Source organism: Mesorhizobium sp. M0910 (genome assembly GCF_040319465.1).
Lineage (GTDB): Bacteria > Pseudomonadota > Alphaproteobacteria > Rhizobiales > Rhizobiaceae > Mesorhizobium.
Genome location: NZ_JAMYNZ010000008.1, coordinates 291,257 through 309,514, shown reverse-complemented (window position 1 = coordinate 309,514; position 18,258 = coordinate 291,257). Strand labels below are relative to the sequence as shown.

Sequence of the window (18,258 nt, the reverse complement as noted above, 5' to 3'; positions counted from 1 at the left end):
AGAGAAAGCCGGACAAAAGAAGGAATATCCAATGAGCATTCGTCGTATCGATGTAGGCCCACGCATGAGCCAGATCGTCATCCACGGCAACACCGTCTATCTGGCCGGTCAGGTCGGCAAGCCGGGCGGAAACGTCGGTGCCCAGACCAGGGACATTCTGGCGGCGATCGACGAATTGCTGGCCAAGGCCGGCACCGACAAAACCAAGATCCTGCAGGCGATCATCTGGCTGGCCGACATGAGCACCTTTGCCGAGATGAACGCGGAATGGGACAAATGGGTGCCGCAGGGCAACACGCCGGCCCGCGCCACGGGCGAAGCGAAACTTGCCGGACCGGAATATCTGGTCGAGATCATTGTTACCGCGGCGATTTGAGAATGCGGCTCTAACCCTCCCCCTCGAGGGGAGGGTCGGCGAGTAGTCGAAGCGAAGCGGAGACTGCGAGACGGGGTGGGGTCGGCGAGGTTGCTCCGCCCCCCCCCCCCGGCACAAAAATCCCCCGCGCGGCAATTTGCGCCGCGACCCACCCCTCAAGGGGGAGGGTTAGGAGCTCACCCCTGCGATGGCGTGAACCTTGCCACGAGAGTGTGGTTCTCTGCCGCATAGGTGAACCGGACATGGGTGACGGGGTGCTCGGCGCTCCATGTCCGCCGCTCGATCACCAGGCAGGGCGCGCCGGTCTCGATGTCGAGCGCCGCCGCGATGTGCTTTTCGGCGGCAACCGCGCGAATGCGATGCTCGGCGGCACTCCACGGCACGCGCCCGATCAGCCACGGACCGGGAGCGGTCTCGAAAAACGCCTCTTCGGCGGCTTCCGGCACGGCAGCCAGGTTGATCAGCCGCTGCTCGTGGGCAAACGGCCGCTTGCCGGCGAAATGCAGGCATTCCAGCGCCAGCACCGGCCCGGCGACGTCGAGTTCCAGCAGGGCTCGGTCGTCGGCGCTGCTGCGCCTTCCGCTTCGCGCCATGCGCTCATAGCGGTAGGGCAAGCCAAGTGCCTCGACCTCGATCCGGATGTCGTGGATTTCGAGAACGGCCGCCTGCGATTGCGGCCGGCGGACAAAGCTGCCCGAACGACGCCGGCGCTCGATCAGCCCGGCCTTGGCCAGTTGCGACAGCGCCTTGTTCACTGTCATGCGCGAACAATTGTATTCGGCCGTCAGTTCATGCTCGAACGGAATGCGGTGGCCGGGCGCCCAGGCACCCGACAGGATCCGTTCGCTGATGTCCGACAGGATGCGCTGGTGCAGCGAAAGAACCTCGCCGCCGTCCGCGCTTCCAGAATCCGCGCTTATTGTCGCGATCATACTCATGCCGAAAGCGCCGTCATCACCTTGCGGAACCGCTCGGCGATAGCATCGCGCCTGGCATGCATGCCGCCGCTGACCAGTTTCTTGCCATGCACCCAGACGCAATCGATCTTGGTGCCGTTGGCAAAAATCCAGGCGTCAAGGATTGTATCGCCCGTCTTGCCGGCCAGCGATGGATGCTTGCCGTCGAGCGAGACGAAATCGGCCGGGGCACCTGCTGCGATCTGCGAGGGGCCGGCGCCCAACGCGGCACTGCCACCATCGAGCGCTGCATCGAACAAAGCACGGCCGGTCGAGCCACCGGCCACCGCCAGCACGTTGCGGGCGCGGTGGGCGAGGCGCTGCGAATATTCGAGCTGCCGCAACTCGTCCGGCAGGCCGATCAGGACGTTTGAATCCGAGCCGATGCCAAAGCGGCCGCCATGCTGCATGAACAAGGACGCGGCAAAGGTGCCGTCGCCGAGATTGGCCTCGGTGATCGGACAAAGGCCGGCAACGGCGCCGCTTTTCGCCATTTGCACCGTCTCTGTGTCGGTCATGTGGGTGGCGTGGATGAGACACCAGCGCCGGTCGACCTTGGCATTGGCAAGCAGCCACTCGACCGGCCGCGCCCCGGACCAGGCAAGGCAGTCCTCGACCTCCTTCATCTGCTCGGCGACGTGGATGTGGATGGGCCCCTCCGGCGCCATCACCGTGATGTTTTCCAGTTCCTCCGGTGTCACGGCACGCAGGCTGTGCGGGGCGACGCCGACAACGCCTTGATTCAAGCTGCGAACGGATTCGCGGCATTTCTCAACAAGCCGCGAGAACTGGTTCACATTGTTGATGAACCGCCGCTGGCCTTCATTTGGCGCAGCGCCGCCGAAAGAGGAATGCGCGTAGAACACCGGCAACAGCGTCAGCCCGATGCCGGTCTCGGACGCTGCGGCAATGATGCGCTCCGCCATCTCGGCGATGTTGGCATAGGGCCGGCCGTCGCGGTCGTGGTGTAAATAGTGAAACTCGCCGACACGCGAGAACCCGGCCTCCAGCATCTCGACATAGAGCTGGGCCGCGACCGCCTCGACCTGGTCCGGCGTCATCGACAGCGCGAAACGGTACATCACCTCGCGCCAGCTCCAGAAACTGTCGGCGGAAGGCCCGCGCAATTCGGCAAGCCCGGCCATGCCGCGCTGGAAGGCGTGGCTGTGCAGGTTCGGCATGCCGGATAGAAGGATGGCCTGGCGCTCGTCGCCAGGCAGGAGCGAGGTATTCGCCTCGACCGTGGCGATCCTGCCGTCGGAGATGACGATCCGTACATTGCTGTGCCAGCCGTCGGGCAGAAGTGCCTGTTCCGCAAAGATTGCCGTCACGTTTTTCTCCAAATCCCGGCCTGCCATGCGATGATAGCGCTTGCAGTGCCTTTTGATATGTATATACATAATGACTCCCGATTGAAACGGAAAAGATGATGGCTGCAGAGAACAAAAGCCGGGCAGGGGAGGTTCGCCTCTGGCGCAATGCGCGCCTCGCGACCATGGCCGATAGCAGCGCCGGGTCAGGCGTCGTCGAGCACGGTGCAATCGCCGTGCGCAATGGCCGGATTGTCTATGCCGGGCCAGAAGCCGACATGCCGGCAGCGCTCCGCGAAAACGCCGAGGCGATCGACTGCGACGGTCGCTGGATAACGCCTGGCCTGATCGACTGCCACACTCATCTGGTCCATGCCGGCAACCGTGCCAATGAATTCGAGATGCGGCTGGCCGGCGCCACCTATGAGGAGGTTGCCAAGGCCGGCGGCGGCATCGTTTCCTCGGTTAAGGCACTGCGCGCGGCCAGCGAGGACGAGCTGGTCGCCCAGTCGCTGCCGCGCCTCGATGCGCTGATCGCCGAAGGCGTCACCACAGTCGAGATCAAATCCGGCTACGGTCTCGACCTCGAAAACGAGAAGAAGTCGTTGCGCGCCGCGCGACGGCTGGGCGGTGAGCGGCCGGTGACGGTCAGGACCACTTTCCTCGGCGCCCATGCGCTGCCGCCCGAAGCAAAAGGCGACAAGGATGCCTTTATCGATCTTGTCGCCAACGAGATTTTGCCGGCCATCGCTGCCGAGGGCCTGGCCGATGCCGTCGACGGTTTTTGCGAAGGCATTGCATTTTGGCCGGAGCAGATCGCCCGCGTGTTCGATGCCGCGAAGACGGCGGGCCTGCCGGTCAAGCTCCATGCGGACCAGCTATCCAATCTGCACGGCGCGGAACTTGCGGCGCGCTATGGTGCGCTGTCGGCCGACCACCTCGAATATACCGACGAGGCCGGTGCGGCGGCGATGGCGAAGGCAGGATCCGTGGCGACCATCCTGCCCGGCGCCTACTACTTCATCCGCGAGACCAAGAAGCCGCCGATCGTCCTGTTTCGCCAGCATGGCGTCAGGATGGCCGTTGCCACCGATAACAATCCCGGCACGTCGCCGCTGACCTCGCTGCTGCTGACCATGAACATGGCGGCGACGTTGTTCGGCCTGACGGTCGATGAATGCCTTGCCGGCGTCACGCGCGAGGCTGCCCGCGCGCTCGGGCTGCTTGGACAGACCGGTACGCTGGAGGCCGGAAAATCCGCCGATCTGGCGATCTGGGACGTCGAACGCCCGGCCGAACTCGTCTACCGCATGGGCTTCAACCCGCTGCATGCCCGCATCTGGAGGGGACAATGACCGAACTCAAGCTAAGGCCAGGCAATGCCACGCTGGCCGATTGGCGCGCCATCTATCGCGGCGCCGCACTGAGGCTCGACGATGCCTGCCGGCCGAAGATCAAGGCCAGCGCCGAGGCCGTCGCCAGGATCGTTGCCAAAGGCGAGCCGGTCTATGGCATCAACACCGGCTTCGGCAAGCTGGCCAGTGTTCGCATCCCCGCCGCCGACCTCGAGACGCTGCAGCGAAACATCGTATTGTCGCATGCCGCCGGCGTCGGCGAGCCGATGCCCATCGCAATTTGCCGGCTGATGATGGCGCTGAAGCTGGCCAGCCTGGCACAGGGCGCCTCCGGCGTGCGGCCGCGAACCATCGAACTGCTTGAGGCGATGCTGGCCAACGATGTTATTCCCGTGGTGCCGGCGCAAGGCTCGGTTGGCGCTTCCGGCGACCTTGCGCCGCTATCGCACATGACCGCGGTGATGATCGGCGTCGGCGAGTGCTTTACCCCGCATGGCCGCTTTCCCGCCAAGGTCGCCTTCGTTTCGCACGGCCTGGAGCCGGTGATACTGGGCGCCAAGGAAGGCCTGGCGCTGCTCAACGGCACCCAGTTCTCGACCGCGTATGCGCTTGCCGCTTTGTTCGAAGCGGAGGTGCTCTACCAGTCGGCACTGGTCGCCGGCGCGCTGTCGACCGATGCCGCCAAAGGCTCCGACGCTCCGTTCGATCCACGCATCCATCTGCTCCGGAAACATCGCGGCCAGATCGAGACGGCCGAGGCGTTGCGCAATTTGATGGCCGGCAGCGCCATCCGTGAATCGCACCGCGTCGGCGACGAGCGCGTGCAGGATCCGTATTGCCTGCGCTGCCAGCCGCAGGTGATGGGCGCAGCACTCGACGTGCTCCGCAAGGCCGCGGACACGCTCGCCACCGAGGCCAACGGCGTCACCGACAATCCGCTGATCTTTGCCGAGGACGACTCCGCACTTTCGGGTGGCAATTTCCACGCCGAGCCCGTGGCCTTCGCCGCCGACATGATCGCGCTCGCCGTCTGCGAAATCGGCTCGCTGTCGGAGCGGCGCATCGCCATGCTGGTCGACCCGGCGCTGTCGGGCATGCCGGCTTTTCTCACGCCCAAGCCGGGTTTGAATTCCGGTTTCATGATCCCTCAGGTCACCGCCGCGGCACTGGTTTCTGAAAACAAGCAAAAAGCCTATCCGGCCAGCGTCGATTCGATCCCGACCTCGGCCAATCAGGAAGACCATGTCTCGATGGCGGCGCATGGGGCGCGCCGGCTCATCGGCATGGTCGAGAATGCGACGGCCGTCATCGGCATCGAATTGCTGGCCGCCGCACAGGGCTGCGATTTCCATGCGCCTCTGGCCTCGAGCGCGGCACTGGAGGCGGTGCGCCGGCTGGTCAGGGCAGAGGTGCCGCATCTCGACAACGACCGCCATTTCCACCCGGACATGGAGAAGGCCATCGCCATGGTACGCAGCGGCGCGGCGGTGGAAGCGGCAAGCGCGGTGAAGCTGCCGGGCGTGACGTCGTGAAGCCGTCGTCGCTGCGTTACGCCGGCATGGGTCGTGTTCCGTCGCGCCCCCCTCTGTCCTGCCGGACATCTCCCCCTCCAGGGGGGAGATTGGCAGCTTCGGGGACTGCGCCCTTTCTGCACCCTACGAGATTGGCGAAAGTAGAGATGATAGCCAATCTCCCCCCTGGAGGGGGAGATGTCCGGCAGGACAGAGGGGGGCGCTGTCCCGCCAACCTCAGCCCGGCAACACCGAAACTTTCAAGGCCAGAAACAAAAAACCCGCCTCGAGGGCGGGTCGTCGGGCTGAATCAGCACCATAGGCAAATTAGTAGCATAGCTGCCGGCACAAAGCAAGAACAAAATACGTCGCAACCGACAAAAAGCGAGATCGGTGTTCAAAGACGGTCGCAAAGTTGCGTTCTGTCGCGTGGAGACTTCCGATGACTTCACCCTCCTGGCTCACGGTCACCCAAGGCACGGCACCCTTGCTGGTTTCGATCCCGCATACCGGCATCGATCTCGCCGGCCTCGACAGCCGGCTAATCTCGCCCTGGCTCGGCCGCCGTGACGCCGACTGGTGGATCGACAAGCTTTATGACTTCGCAGAAGACCTCGGCGCGACCGTTGTGCATACGGCGATTTCTCGCACCGTCATCGACGTCAACCGCGATCCGTCCGGCGCCTCGCTCTATCCCGGCCAGACGACGACTGGGCTCTGTCCGACCGAGACCTTTGACGGCGATCCACTCTACCGCAAAGGTGAAGAGCCGGGACCGTCTGAGATCGACGGTCGCCGCGAGAAGTTCTTCCTGCCCTATCATGCCGCGCTGCAGGCCGAGGTCGACAGGCTGCACGCTTTGCATGGGAAGATCGTCGTCTATGACTGCCATTCGATCCGTTCGGTGCTGCCGCGCCTATTCGAAGGCAAATTACCGGTCTTCAATCTCGGCACCAACGACGGCCAGAGCGCCGATCCGACGCTGCAGGAGAAAGTCAGGCAGATTCTGGGCGAAACCGGCGAGAGCTTCGTCGTCAATGGCCGCTTCAAGGGCGGCTGGATCACGCGCCATTTCGGCCAGCCGCAAAACGGCGTCCACGCGCTGCAGATGGAGCTGTCCAACCGCGGCTATCTGCGCGAGCCCGAAGGCAAGGGCATGCCCGGCAATTGGCCGGTGCCTTACGATGCCGAATTCGCGGCGCCAATCCGCGTCACGCTGAGAAAGATCCTGGAAACCGCGATCGCCTGGGCCGAGCGCTGACGCGCGGCGCGCTTCATTCGAAAGGGACAATCATGACCGATCCTCGCCACAACATCCGTGAAGTGCGCAGCCCGCGCGGCAGCGAGCTCAACGCCCGCACCTGGCTGACGGAAGCGCCGTTGCGCATGCTGATGAACAATCTCGACCCAGAGGTCGCCGAAAACCCCAACGAGTTGGTCGTCTATGGCGGCATCGGCCGGGCGGCGCGCACCTGGAACGATTTCGACCGCATCGTTGCCTCGCTGAAGACGCTCGGCGACGACGAGACGCTGTTGGTGCAATCCGGCAAGCCGGTCGGCGTGTTCCGCACTCATCCTGACGCCCCGCGCGTGCTGATCGCCAATTCCAACCTGGTGCCGCACTGGGCGACATGGGAGAAATTCAACGAGCTCGATAGAAAGGGCCTGATGATGTACGGCCAGATGACGGCCGGCTCGTGGATCTACATCGGCACGCAAGGCATCGTGCAGGGCACCTATGAGACCTTCGTCGAGGCCGGCCGCCAGCACTATGGCGGCAATCTCAGGGGCAAGTGGATACTGACCGGCGGCCTTGGCGGCATGGGCGGTGCCCAGCCGCTCGCCGCGGTCATGGCCGGCGCCTGCTGCCTGGCCGTCGAATGCGATCCCGACCGCATCGATTTCCGGCTGCGCACCCGTTACGTCGACGAACGCGCCGACACGCTCGACGAGGCTCTGGAAAAGATCGAGCGCTGGACCAAAGCCGGTGAGGCGAAATCGGTCGGCCTCGTCGGCAACACCGCCGACATCCTGCCGGAACTGGTGCGGCGCGGCGTGCGCCCCGACATCGTCACCGACCAGACCTCGGCGCATGACCCGCTCAACGGCTATCTGCCCAAGGGCTGGTCGCTGGCCGAATGGCGCGAGAAGCGCAGCAGCGACCCGAAGGCCGTCGAAAGAGCTGCCCGCGCGTCGATGCGCGAGCACGTCGAGGCGATGGTGGCGTTCTGGAACGCCGGCGTGCCGACGCTCGATTACGGCAACAACATCCGCCAGGTGGCGAAGGAGGAGGGCTTCGAGAATGCTTTTGCCTTCCCAGGTTTCGTGCCGGCCTATATCCGTCCGCTGTTTTGCCGCGGCATCGGCCCGTTCCGCTGGGCAGCGCTTTCCGGCGACCCCGCGGATATCTACAAGACCCACGCCAAAGTGCGCGAACTCACGCCCGGCAACACCCATCTGCACAATTGGCTCGACATGGCGCGCGAGCGCATCGCCTTCCAGGGCCTGCCGGCGCGCATTTGCTGGGTTGGGCTCGGCGATCGCCATCGGCTCGGCCTCGCCTTCAACGAGATGGTCGCCAGGGGCGAACTGAAGGCACCGGTGGTCATCGGCCGCGATCACCTCGATTCCGGCTCGGTCGCCTCGCCGAACCGCGAGACGGAGGCGATGAAGGACGGCTCGGATGCCGTCTCCGACTGGCCCTTGCTCAATGCCCTGCTCAATACGGCGTCCGGCGCCACATGGGTGTCGCTGCACCATGGCGGCGGCGTCGGCATGGGCTTTTCGCAGCATGCCGGCATGGTCATCGTCGCCGATGGCACGCCCGAGGCGGCCAAGCGCCTGGAGCGGGTTTTGTGGAACGACCCGGCGACCGGCGTCATGCGCCACGCCGATGCCGGCTATGACATCGCGATCGAGTGCGCCAGGGAGAACCAGCTTAACCTGCCCGGCATTTTGGACTGAGCCGCGCCTTGCGCATCCTTCGGGCAGCCGAATACCGGTCGATGCCGTGGAAGAACGGCGGCGGGGTGACGACGGAGATTGTCGTGTCGCCGCCAGGTGCCGGGCTCGACGATTTCGACTGGCGTGTCTCGATGGCGCTGGTCGAGGGCAGCGGCCCGTTCTCCGGCTTCGCTGGCGTCGACCGGACCTTGGCCTTGCTGGAAGGCGAGGGCATGGTCCTCGATATCGCCGGCCGGCCGCCGGTCGAAATCACCAAGGGTTCCGCACCGCTTGCCTTTCCGGCCGACGTGCCGACGCAAGCCACGCTGATCGCTGGCCCGATCACCGACCTCAACGTCATGACCCGCCGCGCCCGGGCGGCCCACACGGTCGAGCGCCTGCTGATTCCGGCTTCGACGGAGATCCAGGCCGAAGCCGATGAAACACTTATTCTGTGCGTCGACGGCGAACTCAGCGTGGCCGGCGCGGCGCCCATGCAATTGGGGCCGCTCGACGCGCTGTTGCTCGGGGCGCAAGCGCCGGAACTGCACCTGGACCCCGTCCGGCCGGCCAGGCTGTTCGTGATCCGCATCGACCGCATTGCCGGCAACGATTAACGTCTGTTTCCAAACATGATCGTGACGCCGGCCAAATATCGCGTAAGCTGGTCGCTGCATCACGAAAAAGCCTGAATCTTCCGCCGATCAGAAGCCGAAACGATGCTCATAGTGCTCGCCTGGAAGTTGTCGAGAGACAGCATCTTGTCGTGGTGCGGAAACAAACTTTCGGCCAAGTGTTGCGATGCAACCAATTGCATTTGGACCGGTTTTAGGGACATTGCCGTGGCGGTGACGCCGCACTGCGTCCCCAACACGGAACCTTAGATGAATATCCAGACCAATCTCGCACAGATCGAAAAGACGAGCGCCAGCTTCCCGGCTGTCACCGACGAGCCGATACGCTCCCATTTCCTGCCGGAAGATCGGCTGCGCGCTTTGGGCGCAGCCCTTGCCAATGGCGATGCCAAGGACTTGTTCGGTCTGACGCCTTTCGATTTTCAGGCGCGCATTCGTGACAGCGCCAGGAAGATTCTCGATGTCTACCGTTCCACCAACGCTGCCCAGGCGAGGGGCGAAACGATCACGCCCGCGGCGCAGTGGCTGCTCGACAACAACTATCTGGTCGAGGAGACCATTTTTCAGGTCAAGCGCGACCTGCCGCGCCGCTTCTATCGCCAGTTGCCGACGCTGAAACTGTCGGATGGATCCAGCGTGCCGCGCGCACTGGCGGTCGCGTGGACCTATGTCGCGCATTCCGACAGTTCCGTCTCGTCGGCCATGTTCAAGGCGATCGTCGAAGGCTTCCAGTCCGTCGAGCCGCTGAAGATCGGCGAATTATGGGCGCTGCCGTCGCTGCTGCGCTTCGTCCTGATCGAGAACCTTCGCCGCATCGCGGTCCGCGTCAATCGCACGCGGGAACTGCGCCAGATCGCCAACGAGGTCGCCGACCGTGTGCTGGCGACGGACGACAGCGCCGACCGGCAGGCGATACTTTCCCACTACAGCGCCCATGCGCAGGACACCACCTTCGCCACCCAATTGCTCTACCGGCTGCGTGACGGCTCGCAAAATGCCGGCAGGGCGCTGGAATGGCTGGAGGGCGAGCTGGAAAGGACCGGCTCCGACGCCGAGGAGATCATCCTCAGCGAGCACCACACGCTGTCCAGCGGCAACGTGACCACCGGCAACATCATCCGCGGCCTGCGCCTGATCAACGACGTCGACTGGACGGTGTGGTTCGAGGGCGTCAGCCGCATCGACACCTTGCTGCGCGAACGCACCGATTTCGCCGCCCTCGATTTCTTTTCGCGCGACCAATACCGGACTGCGATCGAGGAGCTGGCGCGCCGTTCCGACCTCTCCGAATTTCGCGTTGCCGAAAGGGCGATCGAGCTCGCCGGCCATGCTGCCGATGCACCGGGCTCCGAAAGCGGTCCGATCGCTCATACCGACGTCGGCTTCTTTCTGGTCGGCCCGCGCCGGCAGGAGCTCGAGCGGTCGATCGGCTACCGGCCGACCATCGGCAAGACGCTGAACCGGACGTTCCGCAAGACCGGATGGCTGGGCATCGTCGTGCCGGTGTTTGCGCTGACGGTCCTGCTTCTGGTCGTTTCCGGCAATGCGCTTGCCAATCTCGGCCTGTCGGTGCCGTCGATCGTCCTGATGCTGGCCCTGTTCGCGGTGCCGGCCAACGAAGGCGCGCTCGCATTCTTCAACACCGTCGTCTCGCTGTTTTTGAAACCGACGCGTCTCGTCGGCTATGATTTCAGGCACGGTGTGCCGCCCGAGGCGCGCACGCTGGTGGTGGTGCCGTCGCTGATCGGCTCGCGCGACGATGTCGAGGAGAACATCCGCAACATCGAGGTGCATCACCTCGCCAATACGGCGGGTGAGGTCTATTTCGCGCTGCTTTCCGACTGGCCGGACTCGAAGACCGAGATCGATACGGCGGATGTCGAAATCCTCGAATTCGCCCGCGCCGAAATCGCCAGGCTGAACGCCCGCTATCCCTCGGAAGGCGCGCCGCGCTTTTATCTGCTGCATCGGCGCCGGCTCTACAACGCATCGCAAGGCGTCTGGATGGGCTGGGAGCGCAAGCGCGGCAAGCTGCACGAATTGAACCTTCTGCTGCGCGGCGACAGCGACACCACCTTCTTGCCGTTGGAAGTGCCATTGCCGGAGAGCGTCGTCCACGTGATGACGCTGGACGCCGACACCCGCACCACCCGCGACGCCGTCGCTGCGCTGGCCGGCAAGCTTTGCCACCCGCTCAACCGTCCGCATTTCGATGTCGCACGGCGCGAGGTTACTGCAGGTTATTCCATCCTGCAGCCGCGCATCACCGCGTCGCTGACCAGCGGCGACGAGGCATCGTTCTTTCAGCGTGTCTTTTCCGCCAATCGCGGGCTCGATCCGTACGTCTTTGCCGTGTCAGACCTCTACCAGGACATCTTCGGCGACGGTTCCTTCACCGGCAAGGGTCTTTACCATGTCGACGCCTTCGAGGCGGCGCTGAAGGGCCGCATCGAGGAAAACACCATCCTCAGCCATGATCTGCTCGAAGGCGCCCTGGCGCGCTCGGCCTTGGTCACCGACGTCGAACTGGTCGAGGACTATCCGACCCGCTATTCGGTCGATGCGTCGCGCCACCATCGCTGGGCACGCGGCGACTGGCAGCTTCTGGGCTTCATCCTTGGCCCGCGCTCAAACGTGCCGGCGCTGTCGCGCTGGAAGATGGTGGACAATCTGCGCCGCTCGGTGACGCCGATCTTCTGGGTGATGGCCGCGATCGCCGGCTGGACGCTGCTGCCCTTCACGCAGGCCGCGCAATGGCAGGCGCTGCTGATCCTCACGCTGTTCATGGCGCCCACTTTCGACATCGTCAACGCCATCCTGCCGAAGAGCGGCGATCAGACGCCGCGCGGCCATTTCTCGGCACTGGCACGCGACGTTGCCTTCGGTACCGCCCTGGTGGCGCTGAAGATTGTCCTGATGGCGCACCTAGCCTGGATGATGGGCGACGCAATCATCCGCACGCTCTACCGCCTGTTCGTCAGCCGCCAGAACCTGCTCGAATGGCGCACCGCCTCGCAGGCACACAAGGGTAGCGACAACGATCTCGGCTCCTACTACAGCATCATGTACGGCGCCGTGATCATCGGCGTCGTCGGCCTCGCCGTCCCGGTGCTGGCCGATTCCACCGGCGCCTTCGTCGCCTTCTTCTTTGCCTTGTTCTGGATCGGCTCGCCCGCCATCGCCTGCTGGATCAGCCGTTCGGCCGAAACCGAGGACCGCCTGCGCATATCGGCCGCCGACATCCACGCGCTGCGCACCGTGGCGCGGCGTACATGGCACTATTTCGAGACTTTCGTGACGGCCGAGCATCACCATCTGCCGCCGGATAATTTCCAGGAAAGCCCGGCCCCCGTGGTGGCGCCCCGCACCTCGCCGACCAACATCGGCGTCTACCTGCTGTCGGTGATTTCGGCACGCGACTTCGGCTGGATCAGCCTCTCCGACGCCGTCAACCGCATCGACGCGACCATGTCGACCATCGAGAGCATGCCGCGCGATCGCGGTCATCTCTTCAACTGGTACGACACCACGACGTTGAAGCCGCTCTATCCGCTTTACATTTCTGCAGTCGACAGCGGCAATCTCGCCGGCCATCTGGTGGCCGTGGCCGCAGCCTGCGCCGAATGGGCCGAAGCGCCGTCGGTGCATGTGCAGGGCGACTTCGAAGGCATCCTCGATACTGTCACCATCCTCGACGAAAGCCTTGAGGAACTGCCCGACGACCGGCGTCAATTGCGGCCCTTGCGCCAGCGGCTCGCCGACCGTCTCGATGGCATGCGGCGGGCGGTCGAATTGATCAAGGCGCAGCCGGAGATGGCGTCGATCCGTACCATCAACCTGGCCGTCCTGGCCGGCGAGATACGCAAGCTCGCGACAGCCATCCACACCGAGGCAGCGTCGACCCAGAGCGACACCATCGCCGATTGGGCGGCCAGGCTCGAAGCCACCTGCGAGGCGCATGTGCACGACGCGCACAGCGACGAAAACGCCGTCGCGGCATTGCGGGCCAAGCTTCTGACGTTGCGCGAGCGCACGCGCCGTTTCGCCTTCGAGATGGATTTCTCGTTCCTGATGCGGCCCGAACGCAAGCTCCTGTCGATCGGTTACCGGGTCGAGGAGCATCAGCTCGACGAAAGCTGCTACGATCTTTTGGCCTCCGAGGCGCGGCTGACCAGCCTGTTCGCCATCGCCAAGGGCGATTTGCCGACCGAGCACTGGTTCCGGCTCGGCCGGCCGATCGTCGAGATCGGCTTCCAGGGCGCACTGATGTCCTGGTCCGGCTCGATGTTCGAATATCTGATGCCGCCCCTGGTGATGAAGGAGCCGCAAGGCAGCATTCTCAACCAGACCAGCAAGCTCATCATCAAGCGCCAGATCCAGTATGGCCGTTCGAAGAACGTACCCTGGGGGATTTCGGAAGCGGCCTACAACGCCCGCGACCGTGAACTGACCTATCAGTACACCAATTTCGGCGTGCCCGGGCTCGGCCTGAAGCGCGGCCTTGGCCAAAATACGGTAATTGCGCCTTACGCGACCGTGCTGGCAGCGCAGTTTACGCCGCATGAATCCGTGCAGAACCTGGCCAGGCTGAGGCGGTTGGGCGCGCTGGGCCGGCACGGTTTCTACGACGCGGTGGATTTCACGCCGCAACGCGTCCCCGAGGGCACCGACCACGCCGTCGTGCTCAACTACATGGCCCACCACTCCGGCATGTCGATTGCCGCAGTTGCCGATGCGATCTTCGAAGGGCGCCTGCGCGACCGCTTCCACAGCGATCCGGTGATCGAATCGGCCGAATTGCTGCTGCAGGAAAGGGCGCCGCGCGACATCCCGACTGCGACCGTCAGGACCGAGGCCGACGAGCGCTCGAAGGACGAGACCGAGCTGGAAAGCCCGGACACCCGCATCGTGCTCGATCCGCTGAGGGCGCTGCGCTCGACCAGTGTCATGTCCAATGGCCGCTACTCGGTCATGGTCACCGCCACCGGCTCCGGCTACAGCCGCTGGGGCGACCTTGCCGTCACGCGCTGGCAGCCGGATCCGACCGAGGACCGCCTTGGTTCCTATATTTTCCTGCGCGACGCCAGTAACGGCGACTGGTGGTCGGCCACCGCCGAGCCGAAGCGCGCCGCCGGCGAGCGGGCGCAGACGCTGTTTTCCGACGACAAGGCGAGCTTCGTCAAATCGGTTGGATCGCTGCGTTCGGAAGTCGAGTGCATCGTCATCTCGGAAGGCAATGGTGAGGGCCGACGGGTGACGCTCCACAATGATGGCCCCGCCGACCGGCATATCGAAGTAACCTCGTTTGCCGAACTGGTGCTGGGCTCCGAGCCCTCCGATAATGCCCATCCGGCTTTTTCGAAGATGTTCGTGGAAACCGAGATCGCGCCGAACAACGGCGCGATCTTCGCCACCAGGCGCAAGCGCGAAAAGGACGAACCCGACGTCACCATGGTGCATTTCGTCACCGACCCGTCTGGATCGGCGCGCGACGCCGAGGCGGAAACCGACAGGCGCGCCTTCATCGGCCGTGGCCGCACTATCACCGAGGCGGCTGCCTTTGATCCCGGCGCCAAGCTTGGCGGCCATTCCGGCTTCACCCTGGATCCGATCGCATCGCTTCGCCGGCAGGTGCGGGTGCCGGCCAACAAGAAGATTTCGCTGACCTTCTGGACCGTCGTCGGTACCCATCGCGCCGAATTGGATGCCGCCATCGCCCGGCTCGACCATCCCGAAAGCTTCGCCCGCCAGGCGATGCTCGCCTGGACGCGCTCGCAGGTGCAGACCCGGCACCTTGGCCTCAGTCTGTCGGACGCCGCCAATGTGCAGAAGCTGGCGCGCTATCTGATCTATCCCGACCCGTTCCTGCGCCTTCCCGGCGAATCCATCGTCTCCGGGCTCGGCAGGCAGTCTAGCCTGTGGCCGACCAGCATATCCGGCGATTTTCCGATTTTCCTGGTCAGGATCGCCGATGTCGCCGATCTGGAGATCGTCGCCCAGGCGCTTCGCTTCCAGGAATACATGCGCGCCCGCGGCATGATGATCGATTTTGTCGTCGTCAACGAGCAGGCGTCATCCTACGTGCAGGACCTGCAGCGTGCGGTGGAGACGCTGTGCGAAAACAGCCGGTTGCGCGGCAAGGAGCTCGGACCCCGCCAGCACATCTTCGCAGTGCGCCGCGATCTGATGGAGGAAACGACCTACAGGACCTTGCTCGCCGTCGCTCGGGTGGTGCTGCATACGCGCAACGGCACCATCTTCGACCAGATCGAGCGCGCCGAGGCCGCGGCACTGCAGGCGCGGGACGCCGCCCTCCAGCCGGCAGACCTTGCAGCGCTTCGCGAGCCGTCCTTGCCGGTGCCGACGTCGCAAGCATCTGCCGCCCAGGCACTGATCGAGGGCCGCGTCGACGGCAGCGGGCTCGACCAATGGAACGGTTTCGGCGGCTTCGACGGCGACGGACGCCACTACGTCGTGCGTCTTGCCGGCCGGCGCACGACGCCGCAGCCGTGGATCAACGTCATCTCCAACCCATCGTTCGGGTTCCACATTTCGGCTGAAGGCGCTGCCTTCACCTGGAGCCGCAACAGCCGCGACTATCAGTTGACGCCATGGTCGAACGATCCGGTCACCAACCGGCCGGGCGAGGGCATCTATATCTACGATCATGCCAGTGGCAGGGCGTTCTCGCCAATGGCTGCCGTGGTGCGTGATCCGACAATGACCTACGAAACCTGGCACGGGCAGGGTTTTTCGACGTTCCGCTCACAACGCGGGCCGCTGTCGATGGACCTGACCCATGTCGTCGATCCCGTCGATCCGGTGAAGATATCGCGGCTGCGCATCCAGAATTCGGGTTCGGTGCCGATGCGGCTGCGCGTCTACGCCTATGCGGAATGGGTTCTTGGCGGCCATCGCTCGCGCACCGCTGCAAGCATCGTTCCGTCGAGGGATGCCGCAACCGGCGCATTGCTGGCGCAAAATCCCTATGGACTCGATTTCGGCGAGCGAATCGCCTTTCTGGCCGCCGACGGTGCGGTGCATTCCGTCACCGCCGACCGCGGCGAATTCATCGGCAGGCAAGGCACGAGCGAGTTTCCGCATGCGGTGCTGAGCGGCGCCGACCTGTCGGGCCGCGTAGAGGCCGGCGACGATCCCTGCGCGGCCATCGCACGCGACATCGACATCGCTGCCGGTGGCGACGTCACGCTGCTCTGGCTGCTCGGCGACGCGGCCTCGCCCGACGAGGCCAGCGCGCTGGTGCAGACCCATCGCTCCAGGGATTTCGATCAGCGGCTGGCCGACAACGAGCGCACATGGCGCGGCTTTCTGGACACCATCCAGGTCGAGACGCCGGACAAGGCCCTCGACGCCATGGTCAATCACTGGCTGCCCTATCAGAGCCTGGCCTGCCGCATCCGTGCCCGCTCTGCGTTCTATCAGGCGAGCGGTGCCTTCGGCTTCCGCGATCAGTTGCAGGACACCTTGGCCTTGCTGGCGCACGACCCCAAGCTGGCGCGCGATCAGATCCTCAACGCGGCGCGGCGGCAATTTCCCGAAGGCGACGTGCAGCATTGGTGGCTGCCGCGCACCGAGGCCGGCGTCCGCACCATGATCTCTGACGACGTGGTCTGGCTGGCCCACGCTACCGCGCGCTACCTGCTGGTGACCGGTGACACCGCGATCCTGAAGGAGCAACTGCCCTTCATCGAAGGGCAGGCGCTGAGCGAAGGCGAGCACGATGCGTTCTTCATCCCGGAAATCTCGAAGAAGACAGCCTCGCTCTACGACCACTGCGCGCGGGCGCTCGATCTTGCTGTCAAGCGCAGCAGCCCGGCCGGGCTGCCGCTGATCCTCGGCGGCGACTGGAACGACGGCATGAACCGCGTCGGCGAGCACGGCAAGGGCGAGAGCGTATGGCTGGGCTGGTTCCTGCTGAAGACGCTGGGCGAATTTGCCGATGTCGCCAAGGCGGAGCGCGATGCAAAGCGCGTGCAAGCCTGGACGAAGCACGCCGAGGTGCTGAAGCGGGCGCTGGAAAGCACCGCCTGGGATGGCGAGTGGTATCGGCGCGGCAGCTTCGACGACGGCACGCCGCTCGGCTCGCGCAAGTCGGATGAGTGCAAGATCGACTCGATCGCCCAGTCCTGGAGCGTGCTTTCGGGCGAGGGCGACCCGGCGCGGTCGACCACGGCAATGGGGCAGGCGATGAAAGCGCTCGTCGACGACGAGCTCAAGATCGTCAAACTGTTCACCCCGCCCTTCTCGAAGACGGAAAAGGACCCGGGCTACATCAAAAGCTATCCACCGGGGGTCCGTGAAAACGGCGGCCAATACACGCACGCCGCGACATGGTTCGTTATTGCGCTCGCCGAGATGGGTCGCACCGACGATGCGTACCGTTGCCTTTCGATGCTAAATCCGGTCAACCATGCGCTCGATGAAGCCGCGGCAGAGCGCTACCGCGTGGAACCCTACGTCGTCGCGGCCGACGTTTATTCCGGGCAAGACAAGGGCGGCCGAGGCGGCTGGACCTGGTATACCGGGTCGGCGGGCTGGCTTTATCGCGCTGCGGTCGAGAGCATTCTCGGCATAGAGCGCCGCGGACAGCGCCTCCAGTTCACGCCGCGACTTCCCAGCCATTGGGACGGCTATTCGGCAACCCTGAAGATGCTGGGTGCCGAGATCAAGGTACGCGTCGTCCGCGACAAAAAGGCCCGGGCCATCTCACTTGAAGTGAATGGCACGAAGACCAAATCTTCGTCCTTCGAGCCAAAAGCCGGCGACAATGCCGAGGTGGTCGTTAGAATACCGACCTAGATTCAAGCACTTGGAGCGTCGCTCAGGGTTCCCCAGGGCACGCGCGGGCGCTCCAAGTGCCTCTACCGGTTATATTTGCGTTTGACCTTGCTGAATGCCTGCACACGACTTTAGACGTCGTGTCTGGGGTCTTGCTGATTAAAAATGTGGCAGTGCTTTCCAGTTGCCATGATTTTGCCGCAACGCTGACATTTCACCTTTTATCTCAAACTGTTAGACGATCACGGCAAATTTCGAAGCGTCGTCATCTTTTGTTCGCGGAATGGGAACGGAAGAGGTAGACGAGCATTGTTTTGCGACGCGTCAACCGATACGAGTCAAAAAATGACGCACTGCACCATAAATAATTGGC

General features: G+C 64.3%; 9 protein-coding genes. 7 read left to right on the top strand and 2 right to left on the bottom strand.

The annotated features are described in order from the left end of the window. The first annotated feature begins 31 nt into the window (after positions 1 to 31). Positions 32 to 376, top strand: coding sequence for a RidA family protein (locus NKH78_RS22015; RefSeq protein WP_023674415.1), 345 nt, complete (start codon positions 32 to 34; stop codon positions 374 to 376). Positions 377 to 552: 176 nt separating this feature from the next. On the opposite strand, the gene hutC is transcribed toward NKH78_RS22015, so the two are convergent. Beyond that, positions 553 to 1,314 carry a histidine utilization transcriptional repressor HutC gene (hutC, locus tag NKH78_RS22010; RefSeq protein ID WP_352506564.1) on the bottom strand — a complete coding sequence of 254 codons (762 nt, stop codon included), beginning with the start codon at positions 1,312 to 1,314 and terminating at the stop codon, positions 553 to 555. Further along, positions 1,311 to 2,663 (bottom strand): formimidoylglutamate deiminase, encoded by a 1,353-nt coding sequence (locus NKH78_RS22005; protein WP_352689432.1) that lies wholly within the window; start codon positions 2,661 to 2,663, stop codon positions 1,311 to 1,313. The genes hutC and NKH78_RS22005 overlap by 4 nt, the downstream gene beginning before the upstream one ends. A gap of 98 nt (positions 2,664 to 2,761) precedes the next feature. Here NKH78_RS22005 and hutI point away from each other — a divergent pair, with 98 nt between their 5' ends. The 6 genes from hutI (at position 2,762) to NKH78_RS21975 (ending at position 17,906) form a co-directional block, all read left to right on the top strand. Then, positions 2,762 to 3,997: an imidazolonepropionase gene (gene hutI / locus NKH78_RS22000; RefSeq protein ID WP_352689431.1), complete on the top strand. Its 1,236-nt coding sequence runs from the start codon at positions 2,762 to 2,764 to the stop codon at positions 3,995 to 3,997. Next, on the top strand, positions 3,994 to 5,529 hold the full coding sequence (gene hutH / locus NKH78_RS21995) for a histidine ammonia-lyase (protein WP_352689430.1): 1,536 nt from the start codon (positions 3,994 to 3,996) through the stop codon (positions 5,527 to 5,529). The genes hutI and hutH overlap by 4 nt, the downstream gene beginning before the upstream one ends. 421 nt (positions 5,530 to 5,950) lie before the next feature. Further along, on the top strand, positions 5,951 to 6,769 hold the full coding sequence (gene hutG, locus NKH78_RS21990) for an N-formylglutamate deformylase (RefSeq protein ID WP_352883937.1): 819 nt from the start codon (positions 5,951 to 5,953) through the stop codon (positions 6,767 to 6,769). A gap of 32 nt (positions 6,770 to 6,801) precedes the next feature. Further along, positions 6,802 to 8,472, top strand: coding sequence for a urocanate hydratase (gene hutU, locus NKH78_RS21985; RefSeq protein WP_352883935.1), 1,671 nt, complete (start codon positions 6,802 to 6,804; stop codon positions 8,470 to 8,472). Between the two features lie 8 nt (positions 8,473 to 8,480). Further along, a complete protein-coding gene (locus tag NKH78_RS21980) occupies positions 8,481 to 9,068 on the top strand; it encodes a HutD/Ves family protein (RefSeq protein ID WP_352738229.1) in 588 nt (195 codons plus the stop codon). Between the two features lie 267 nt (positions 9,069 to 9,335). After that, complete coding sequence (locus NKH78_RS21975) at positions 9,336 to 17,906, top strand: glycoside hydrolase family 94 protein (RefSeq protein ID WP_352738230.1); 8,571 nt, start codon at positions 9,336 to 9,338, stop codon at positions 17,904 to 17,906. Positions 17,907 to 18,258: the final 352 nt, after the last annotated feature.

What these genes read in the sequence shown, in the direction of transcription:
- NKH78_RS21975 (WP_352738230.1), top strand. Translation starts at nt 9,336, where the DNA reads ATGAATATCCAGACCAATCTCGCACAGATCGAAAAGACGAGCGCCAGC.
- hutU (WP_352883935.1), top strand. Translation starts at nt 6,802, where the DNA reads ATGACCGATCCTCGCCACAACATCCGTGAAGTGCGCAGCCCGCGCGGC.
- hutC (WP_352506564.1), bottom strand. Translation starts at nt 1,314, where the DNA reads ATGAGTATGATCGCGACAATAAGCGCGGATTCTGGAAGCGCGGACGGC.
- hutH (WP_352689430.1), top strand. Translation starts at nt 3,994, where the DNA reads ATGACCGAACTCAAGCTAAGGCCAGGCAATGCCACGCTGGCCGATTGG.
- hutG (WP_352883937.1), top strand. Translation starts at nt 5,951, where the DNA reads ATGACTTCACCCTCCTGGCTCACGGTCACCCAAGGCACGGCACCCTTG.
- NKH78_RS22015 (WP_023674415.1), top strand. Translation starts at nt 32, where the DNA reads ATGAGCATTCGTCGTATCGATGTAGGCCCACGCATGAGCCAGATCGTC.
- hutI (WP_352689431.1), top strand. Translation starts at nt 2,762, where the DNA reads ATGGCTGCAGAGAACAAAAGCCGGGCAGGGGAGGTTCGCCTCTGGCGC.